Here is a 9,406-nt window from a genome sequence, read left to right on the forward strand (position 1 = left end):
GCCGTATCCGACGCGACCGCGCTTGCGGATAGCTGCGGCACCGTGTTGCTGGTGACCCGCTTCGAGACCACTTCCATTGCGCAGGTGGTGGAGGCGACCGCGCAGCTCAAGCAGGCGAATGCCCGGGTGAAGGGTGTGATCTTCAACGGGATCGATACGGATGTCTATCGCTATAGTCTGGGCGCGCGCGCAGACCTCTATCGCAGTGCTTCCTATCTCGATGCACTGCCGGCCAGTGGAGAGACAAAGAAAGACTAGCCTTCACGGCGCGAGGGCCGTCGTCACGAATGACGATGAAAAATCAGCCGACTTTCGGCGTGGATGATTGGCGGACATCAAAGACTCATTCGTCAATGTCGCTGGAGTTGTACTGAGTCAGGCGCTCAATTTCGTTTCGATTCTATTGATCGGGAAGTTCTGCGGGCCGACGGCTCTCGGGTACTTTTTATCCGCTCGTTAACCGGCTTGCGTCTGAAGGTTGCGATCATTTCCGGCCCCTCCGATTCGATCCCGGTGATCGCCCTCGCATTCGGCGTGTTTCTGCAACAGACGCTGGGTGAAGCGCTGACCAGCGAAAGGGAGTACACGAAGATCGCCACGGTCCGTTTCTTACCGATCACTGCGTTCGCCGGGCACTTCATCTGCCTGATGGCGCTTTTGAAAGCTGAACGCACGGGCACCGGCGTCTTCATCTATAACGGGATCTTTCCGACCTCTCTGTTTGTGCCGGCCGGCGTCTGCCATTTTGATGCTGATGATATTCGTCCATCGCGACGCCGGCATCTTCGCGCTCGCCTACCGCGTCGGCTATTTTCGTACGTCAAGTTCTTCTGAACCCGCGCGCCGCCGGCGATGCAATGCGCTTGCCATTCTGAAGTTTGGCGCCGAAAGCGTTGCTAAACCCGTGGTATAGTGAGTTCGATTATTAGGTCGGCATCCATCCGCAAGCGGGACATCGCGCCCCTGTCAATCTCTGCCGGACTTTGGATCGCCTTCATCACACTGTCCGGTGCCGCTAGGGAAGATCTCAAGCCATAGCTACGCCACCGATGACATCGTGCTGTTCAACTTCTCGAAAATTCGATGTGGTCGTAAAGGGAGTGGAAGATGGTAACTTTCTTGACGCATGCCGCCTGTCTGCTGATCGGCGTGGCGATTGGGGTCTTCGCGTGTGCGCTTTGCGTTGCGCGCGCGCGAGGATCAAAGGAGGAGAATTAGTCTCATCGCCCTCTTATGACTCATCCGTCATTGCGTATGTCCGCTGCTTCCTCTTTGCAACACCATCAAGCACGTTGGAGCAGGGCAGAACAGCAAAATGACGCAAACGGCGGAGTCGGCGTTCGCGTTCATCTCATCGATTGCAATTAGACGCCTTCACTGGACCGGGGTCAGGTAGGGACCCGATAGGAATCGCTGCGCTCGCGGGATGCTCGCGGTGTAGGCCCGAATAGCGGCGGCAAGCTGCGGACAAATCAGGTTACGGTTGTAATCGTAGATCGAATAGCCGTCGCCTTCCCCGTTGCTCGGATCGCCGTTACGCACGACATACCAGAACGCCTTTGCCACCGAACCGTTGTCCATCAGCACCTTCAACTGATTGAATGCCGCGAGTTGTCCGGCGTCCGTACGGGTCGTTCCGTTGTTGGTTTCCGTGATCCAGATCGGCTTGGGACCGCTAGCGACCAGATTCGAAACGGTCGTCTTGAACGACTGCATCAGCGTTTGGTAGTCGGCGCTGCTGAAGTACGGGTGAACGTCGACGACGTCGATCTCGATGTTCAACGGGCTGGAAGCACTCTTCGTGTTGTTACCCATTGCCTTGATGTAGTCGGTCGCCTGGATCAGCTCGCTGCCCGCGGGCGGTTTCCAGCCGTTATTCGGGTACGCCGAGTTGTAGAAGTACGAGATGCCCTGAGTGTGCAGAACCGTTTTGTAGCCCGACTGGCTTTTCGTGTTCAGGATCTGCCTGGCTTCCGAATAGAGCGTCTTGCTGCGATTCAGAATGTATCCGGAGATACCGTTCGGATCGCCATAAGACGGGTCCGAAGCGGAGAACGACCAGTTGGTCTCATTGAACAGTTCGATGTCAGCCGTAAAGGGCAGAACGACGTCCATGAGCGAGCCGAGATACTTCGTGAACGTCGCGTCGCAGAAGTCGAGTCTCGGTGACGATGCGGTCGGCGGATTTTTGGTGGCCGGGCATTGGTATGCGCTAGACGGCGCGTACATGCCCACCTGGAAAAGAATCTTCATGCCGCGCGTGCGCGCGGCGTTCAGAAGCGACTTCAGAAAGGCCACTTTGTTGGGGTCCAGCGTGCTGCCGTCGGCCAGCGTCATGAAGTCCCACGAAACGCCGAGGCGAACCGTACCGACGCCCAATCCGGCAATCAGATCCAGGTCCTTTGAGCATTCGCTCAGCGCCGTCTGATCCGCACTCCAGAGATTGCAGTTCACGTCCATTGCAAAACGGTCGTTTCCGCTTCCGGTAGGCGGCGGCTGCAGCGCCGCGAGTTGCTGAGCAGTGGCGGTAGTCGCGTTCGTTGTCTTGGCGCGACCGTTCTTCGCGAAGGCCGACATCGGCTGCCCACACAAAAGTGTTAAGACGGCGAATAAAAAGAGAAGTGTGAGTTTCATTTCTCAACTATAAATGCTGTCGCCTGGAATTGGTTCCGAAAACGTCAGAGTTAAGTGTGCCGCTGAACATCAATTGTTGAAGCGACCGCATTGATCGCACGGATATGTCGAACACGCGCGTCGAATACCGTGTCGACGTCAGCGTCCCGCACAGACACTACACTTCAGAACAGAGCGACTCAATCTTCCTAAGGATGCGCCCCCTTGTTCGGCATCAGTCCATGGTGACGTTTGTTGTGTGACGCAATGCCTCACTCTCACTATCAGATTTCCGACGCCGGTTGCGCCACGCTTGCCGGCATATCACGAAGTCTTCGCGTTGAACTCCGCAATGAGCGAATCGTCCGATCATGTACGGAAACGCACATCGATTCGTAGTGCCGAGCCGGGATACTTGCGACTTCGATGGGCAGCGCGAGTCATCGCATAGACCTTGCTGCGGTCAGTCATTACACAAGTTGTTCCTTCATCAAATTTTCTTTTTTCTAAAGATGAAAACTGTCATCTCTCTTTAGACAAATTCGAAATCACGAGCTTTCGAAAGAACGGTTACACGTCTGATAAAAGTATGCGTCTGACCTGAACGCTTTGTCATGATATTTACGAGTGATACCTGGCAATAAGACCAATCAAAGAACGAAGCCATGATTCGAATTCTGCGTATTTGATTGGCAGAAGAACTGTTGATGCACCTGATGAAGGCGACGTGTTGCGATCGAACTGTACGATGGCGACTTTATGCGCTATTGCTAACATTCGGTCTTTGAGTGAGATGTTACGCTCGTCGTGACTCGTCAGTGAATCAATGAAATTAGCTTCACTAAACGATGAACTTCCACACCAAAATCTGTTTTGCAAGCGCTGGGTGCCTACGCCGGCATCGTTTCCCACGAGTTTCCGAACTGAGGAGATAGTATGTTCGAATCCAACGCCACCGCGGATCCGAAACTGGAAGAGGCGTGCCTTGAGGCGAATTCAAAACAGGTCGCCCTGGATGACTCGAACCCGCAAAGCGAGAACATCTTCGTCGCAAGGTGGGACGACGCAGTGAAGAGAACGATGGACGTTTGCGGGGCGTCGGTTCTACTCATCCTGCTCTTCCCGGTTCTTCTGATAATTGCGCTGGCAGTCATGAGCGATCACGGAAACGCCGTATATGGTCATCCGAGAATTGGCCGAGGAGGACGTACTTTCAAATGCCTGAAGTTCCGCTCCATGGTCAAGAACTCGGATGAAGTTCTCGCCAAACTGCTCGCAACCGATCCGCAGGCTCGTGCGGAATGGGACCGCGATTTCAAGCTTAAAAACGATATTCGTGTGACGCCGGTTGGCCGCATTCTGCGCAAGACGAGCCTCGACGAGTTGCCGCAACTATGGAACGTGCTGCGCGGCGATATGAGCCTGGTGGGACCCCGTCCTATCGTGCAGAAGGAGCTGGTGCGATATGGCCGCGATGTTCGTTACTACCTCGCGCTGAAGCCGGGAATGACAGGCTTATGGCAGGTCAGCGGCCGCAACGATGTGGACTATCCGACGCGGGTTTCGCTCGATGTTAAATACGCAATGAACCGCTCGCTGACATTCGATATGTCGATTCTTCTGAGAACCGTCAAGGTGGTGTTTGCGAGAGACGGCGCCTACTGAGCCGGCTGAGGTCCTTTCCCTGTCGTAGATTGCATGTCGTCCCGATCGCGGTGACCGATCGGGGATGTGTTCCGCTATTGCTGCGCAATTCACGAGAAACATGTTATGAGAGTGGTCCACGTAATCGAATCGACTGCTACAGGAACGCTTGCAGTTGTGAGCACGCTTGCGACGCGCCTCGCCAAGGAAGGTCACGAGGTGTATGTGATCTATTCAGAGCGCGAGGAAACACCGAAGAATTTGCGCGCGATGTTTCACTCTGACGTCGTCCTGCAGCATCTGCAGATGAAAGGGCCATCATTGGCACGGATCATGTCTGTCTTGCGTCAACAACTCGTCGAATTGAACCCGGATATCGTCCATCTGCACTCGTCATTCGCAGGTTTCCTGGGACGAATGTCGACCTTGTTTGCGTTGCCGTCAACGGCGCTTCTTTATAGCCCGCACTGCATCTCTTTCGTACGGCGAGACATAAGCAGGTTGAAGCGATACTGTTTCGCCGCGTTGGAGTTGCTTGCGTGTGTGAAGAACTGCACATACGTTGGCTGCTCCGAGAGTGAATGCGCCGCTATTCGCCGCTACCTTCGGCGAGATGCAGTACTGGTCGAGAACGCGATCGATCGGGCTGTCAGTGTCCAGGGCAACAATCGTTTGGAAAGCGCCGGAAAAGTCGGATCGACGAAAAGGCGAAAAATTGTGACTGTCGGCGGCATTCGTGTCCAAAAGAATCCGCGATTGTTCGCGGAGATTGCACGCTCGTTTGATCGGGACGGCGTCGAGTTCGTATGGATCGGCGACGGCGACGCAGATCTCAGGAGGACGCTCGAGGACGCCGGCGTGCGTGTGACCGGTTGGCTTACGCGTGCTGACGTAATCGCGGCTGTGGCGCAAGCGGATATCTATTTGTCGACAGCTTCCTGGGAGGGAATGCCGATTTCTCTGATTGAAGCAATGACGCTCGGCACACCCGTTGTGGCGTCAGATTGTCCCGGCAATATAGACACCATTCGTCACAATTCGACCGGCGTTCTTTATCGGACGGCTGCAGAAGCGACTTCGCTGATCCGGAAGATGATAGCCGAGAATAAATTTCGTGAAGGTTTATTGCGACGCGCGCAGGAGGAAGCGCGCAACAGATTCAGTGAAGATCGTTTCTTCAACAACATCGCGCTGCTTTATTCGGCCCAGTTGAGAAGCATTCGCCAGGGCCGTTCGGTGTTGAGCGAGTGACTACGTGAAGCTGCGCGGCGGGGCTTGGCGCGATTTTCCGGCGAAGAGGGGACGCGGCGCCGGTTTCAGTTGCTTGCGCAGACTGCGCGATTTGCAGCAAGACGTCGTCTGGGACCGATTGCATACAGTGCTCTTGCCGAAGTGAAGAGTAGCGGACAAAAGCCTCTTCACGCGCGTGACCATCAACTCCTCATCGATTCGCGCAGTCGGGACGGGCGAAGAGCTGGCCCGAACGTGCCGATGGGGCGCGGCAAGAATCGAAGCACCACTCCGTAACCAGCGTTCACGGAACGCCGATCGCGACGAGACTGACTTTTGAGAAATGGTTTGCGCGTGTCATCGCGCAAACCATTTTAATTTTTAGAGCCGCGCGAGATATCGCTCCACGCCCGAGGCGGCGATTATATCTGTCCACCGCAAATGCAGCAGCGTGGAGGGGTCATTTTTCGGCACCATATCGCCGTGGAAATTGCAGATGCTAGAGAATACGTCTGGGCCCGTTACTTTACATTGAATTCCAAACTTGGCGGCGGCGTTCAGATTCGAAGGCGAGTCATTGCAGATGATTCTTTTGCCGAGCGCAGCATATTCCAGAAGCTTGGTCGGCGTCTGCACGTCGTACGGACGCTTGTACGGGATGGTTGAAATAGCAATCTCGCAGTTGCGAACCACCGCGAGGGCATCGCGTTGCGCAAGACGTCCCGTGAACAGGATGCCGGGCGATCGAAGATATGCGTCGGAGATTTCCTTTTCAACAGGCCCAATCAGAACGAGGGTATCCGAGTCGCGCTTGGCGGCCAGGAAGTCGCTGATGAAGCCGACAAAGCCGCGTTCCCGCGTTATCTCGCCCAGATAACAATACGTTCCCGACGGAAGCGCCTGGTTGCGGTCAGCATCCGTCGTGAAAATCCAATCCGGTACGCCCATCGGCAGGAAAACGGTATCTACGCCGTCGCGGAAGCCCATGACTGCACTCATTGAGTCGTTCTGAAATATTCGAAGATCGGGCCGTGGTTGAAACGTTTTCTTGATGCTGTCCTTTAGCGCACTGTTACGCCCGACAGACAGCGAGCGGTAATCGTGGATAACGTATTTTGCAGCAGGGATCCTGGGGTAAAAGCCCATGATGCACCAAAGAATGTACTCCTCCGGATTCTTGACTTTTTTGTAATCATCCAGTGTCCCTGACGTTACCTTACAGTCGTTTCTCACAAAATACTTCGTGTAGGCGTCTATCTCAGGATAATTCGCCTTGCCGGGGTGAAGAATGAATATCTGCATGTCATTGCCACCGTTCAAATGTCGTCTCTTCGGCTGACTCAGTGCTACCAAGGGCAGTTCGAGTCGCATTCGTTGAAATGTCGCACCTCAATGGATTGGTCAAGCGTTGGTTAGCTTGATATCCTTTGGCAGAAATGTCGCGACGTTGGACTGCTCTATCACCCGGTCCCAAATGAGGTCTGCGAAGTCCGTCCGACGATTCGCTGTCGCACCGCGCGCGGCGTCTTCATCGATTCCGTCAAAGATGTTCGCCGTGGTGATCACACTATGGATGCCCATCTCTTCACAGCATCTGATATTCGACGGCGAGTCGTTGCACACGATTTTCTTGCCGAGCGCAGCATACTCGAGCAGCTTGGTCGGCGTTTGATAGCAGTGCGGCCGGTGATAGGGGAAATAGCACACCGCAACATCGGATTCGACCACGTGCTTCAGCGCCTCACGCTGCGGCAACGGCCCGGTGAAAATGATATTTTTTGCATTCGAAAATCTTTCGTAGATGCGAGGGTCCGGTTTTCCCACCAGGAGGAGGGAGACGTCGCGCTTCTGAAAGTTGTTTATAAATGCTTCCAGCACGCAATCGAAGCCCCGCTCGACGCTCATTTCGCCGATATAACAGAAATCAGCTTTCTTTTCGGTCTGACCGCCAACCTGTACCTCGAAGATCCAGTTCGGCACGCCCATGGGCAGGATCACACTGGGTACGCCGTGACCGAAACCCATGATCTCCTGTTGCCGTTTGTTCTGAAAGATCCGCAGATTCGGCTGGCAATTGAAATACCGCTTCGCGACGTCTTTCATCGCCGGCCAGCCGCCAACGGAGAGAGAACGGTAGTCATGGATGACAAAGTCGGATTCAAACCGGTTTGGATAAAAACCCATGATTTCCCACAACACGAAATCTCGTTTGTTATCGAGGGCGCGGTAATCGCTGATTGTTCCGACCACCACATCCACGCCGCGCGCTTTAAAATAGTTTTGATAGGCAGTAATTTCCGGATAATTGGCGGTGCCCGGAGACGTGATGAAGATTTTACGCATGCCGCCTTCCTTTTTAATCGTGGAGATAAGGAACAATAAGGCCGTTACGAATAATGCACTGGCGGTCCGGTTGCGCCTTTGATTGACAGGTGCTCGAACGTTGACCGCTTGTTCTGCTCGAAGCCGAGATCGCGCGCGATAGTATTTTTATTAGCGAATACCTTATCGTGACGATTCGCCGCCCTGGGTTGGATGCAGCGCGGTGCACGACGGTGTCGTACGCCGCTGCGCGAGCTGTCGCGTCGGCGCTGTGCTTTCTACGCCTGGTTCAATGCACGTGGCCTGCTAAAGATGCGCTGAGCCAGGCGCCTGACGCGTCCCAGTCGCAGATAGCGCGGCACCAACGTCAGGCCCGTGAGCTGCGCGGCGAACCACGACACGGAAGAGTCATCGTCAATGTCGAACGCCTTGAGTCGGAACGGGTCGCTTCCTTCGTCATTCCAGCCCACGTCGGTCGTGCGTGCGGTCTTGTAGCCGGCGGCCTTCAGCAGCTCGACTTCGCGCGGACCATAAATGCCATAGGGATACGCGAAATGCTCGCAAGGCTTACCTACGATCCGTTCTACCTCCGACTTTGATAGCGCAAGCTCTTCAAAGCATTCGTCATCGTCACAGAAGGTTAGTGTCGGGTGATAGCGTGTGTGAGACTGAAAGTCGACATAGGGGCGCATCTCTTCAATATGGGCGGCGCTGAGGCCACTAATCGTCGCCGCTGGGTCAGGCAAGTCCTGACGAAAGCCTCGCGCGTCGAGTTCAGCCAGGCGCTCGTGGTTTTTCATGCGAATCAGCCGCTTCACACCTGCATCCCTCGCGACAGGATGCAGGAACCAGTGAGTACGATCGTGCGCCACGACACTGCTGCAGATGTAAATGGTCGGGTACACCCCGTACTTGATGAATACGGGCAGCAGATTTGCATTGCCGATATGGCCGTCGTCAAACGTGACGGCCACGCGCGGGCGACCACGACCTCGCGAATTTGCCTGCGACAACGGCACGAACTCGACCTTGTCTTTCAGGTACTCAAAATGAGCCTCGAGCGTGGCGGGCGACGGATCGTGATAGAGCAGAATCGCGGTGCGATCGCGCCAGAGAAAGGCTCGAATCGCCGCGGGGGTTCTACTGAAAAGCAGCGCGCGTGTGAATATCTCACGCATCAATTGTTTCATATGCATCCCAATCTAACGGCGTTGAATGGGATTGTGCCGTCACGGCCACAAACGCGATGTGCGTTAGCGTACGGAGGTGATGACCGTCTTCAGATAGTCTGGGATACTAGTTAGTGTGAAATATACGCTAATTTTCCACCGAAGAATCTACTGCGGGGAAACAGTGGTTCAGGGGAGAATTAGGCAGTCTTATCTTTGTACGGTAAGACGATTATTCTGAAGTTGGTGGCGCGCAAAGCAGAGGAATTGTTGACAGATTGCGTTGCACACCGAACTGACGCGCGCAGCGCCCGCACCCAAAATGTTGCCGTCCCGTGACAAAAAGCGAGATCTGGCAACGCCGCATCGCCTGCACATTAAATCGAGCTTCCACCCTTTTCGTACACCCGCCATGGGGTTTCGATGAA

General features: G+C 54.8%; 7 protein-coding genes and 1 pseudogene. 4 read left to right on the forward strand and 4 right to left on the reverse strand.

The features are described from left to right. Window positions 1–258: AAA family ATPase (locus HDG33_RS36255; RefSeq protein ID WP_221311648.1), on the forward strand; the 258-nt coding region annotated here is incomplete at its 5' end. A gap of 207 nt (window positions 259–465) precedes the next feature. Further along, a complete protein-coding gene (locus HDG33_RS36260) occupies window positions 466–834 on the forward strand; it encodes a hypothetical protein (protein WP_184041051.1) in 369 nt (122 codons plus the stop codon). Window positions 835–1,374: 540 nt separating this feature from the next. Here the strand turns inward: HDG33_RS36260 and HDG33_RS36265 are convergent. Then, window positions 1,375–2,460, reverse strand: coding sequence for a glycosyl hydrolase (locus HDG33_RS36265; protein WP_184041054.1), 1,086 nt, complete (start codon window positions 2,458–2,460; stop codon window positions 1,375–1,377). A 1,221-nt stretch (window positions 2,461–3,681) separates the two neighbouring features. Here HDG33_RS36265 and HDG33_RS36270 point away from each other — a divergent pair. Together HDG33_RS36270 and HDG33_RS36275 are read left to right on the forward strand one after the other, a co-directional pair. After that, window positions 3,682–4,278: pseudogene (locus HDG33_RS36270) on the forward strand (sugar transferase); the annotation flags it as partial. Window positions 4,279–4,383: 105 nt separating this feature from the next. After that, on the forward strand, window positions 4,384–5,508 hold the full coding sequence (locus HDG33_RS36275) for a glycosyltransferase (protein WP_184041060.1): 1,125 nt from the start codon (window positions 4,384–4,386) through the stop codon (window positions 5,506–5,508). Window positions 5,509–5,868: 360 nt separating this feature from the next. Here HDG33_RS36275 and HDG33_RS36280 read toward each other — a convergent pair whose 3' ends face one another. From HDG33_RS36280 to HDG33_RS36290, 3 genes are all read right to left on the reverse strand, one after another. Further along, on the reverse strand, window positions 5,869–6,789 hold the full coding sequence (locus HDG33_RS36280) for a glycosyltransferase family 1 protein (RefSeq protein ID WP_184041063.1): 921 nt from the start codon (window positions 6,787–6,789) through the stop codon (window positions 5,869–5,871). A 99-nt stretch (window positions 6,790–6,888) separates the two neighbouring features. Next, a complete protein-coding gene (locus HDG33_RS36285; RefSeq protein WP_184041066.1) occupies window positions 6,889–7,830 on the reverse strand; it encodes a glycosyltransferase in 942 nt (313 codons plus the stop codon). A gap of 257 nt (window positions 7,831–8,087) precedes the next feature. Then, window positions 8,088–8,999 (reverse strand): polysaccharide deacetylase family protein, encoded by a 912-nt coding sequence (locus HDG33_RS36290; RefSeq protein ID WP_184041069.1) that lies wholly within the window; start codon window positions 8,997–8,999, stop codon window positions 8,088–8,090. Window positions 9,000–9,406 lie beyond the last annotated feature (407 nt).

It is taken from the genome of Paraburkholderia sp. Cpub6 (assembly GCF_014201065.1).
Classification (GTDB): domain Bacteria; phylum Pseudomonadota; class Gammaproteobacteria; order Burkholderiales; family Burkholderiaceae; genus Paraburkholderia; species Paraburkholderia tuberum.

Bases quoted from the DNA above. Each gene is read 5' to 3' on its own strand.
- HDG33_RS36290 (WP_184041069.1), bottom strand. From the start codon at position 8,999: ATGAAACAATTGATGCGTGAGATATTCACACGCGCGCTGCTTTTCAGT.
- HDG33_RS36275 (WP_184041060.1), top strand. From the start codon at position 4,384: ATGAGAGTGGTCCACGTAATCGAATCGACTGCTACAGGAACGCTTGCA.
- HDG33_RS36285 (WP_184041066.1), bottom strand. From the start codon at position 7,830: ATGCGTAAAATCTTCATCACGTCTCCGGGCACCGCCAATTATCCGGAA.
- HDG33_RS36280 (WP_184041063.1), bottom strand. From the start codon at position 6,789: ATGCAGATATTCATTCTTCACCCCGGCAAGGCGAATTATCCTGAGATA.
- HDG33_RS36265 (WP_184041054.1), bottom strand. From the start codon at position 2,460: ATGGACGTGAACTGCAATCTCTGGAGTGCGGATCAGACGGCGCTGAGC.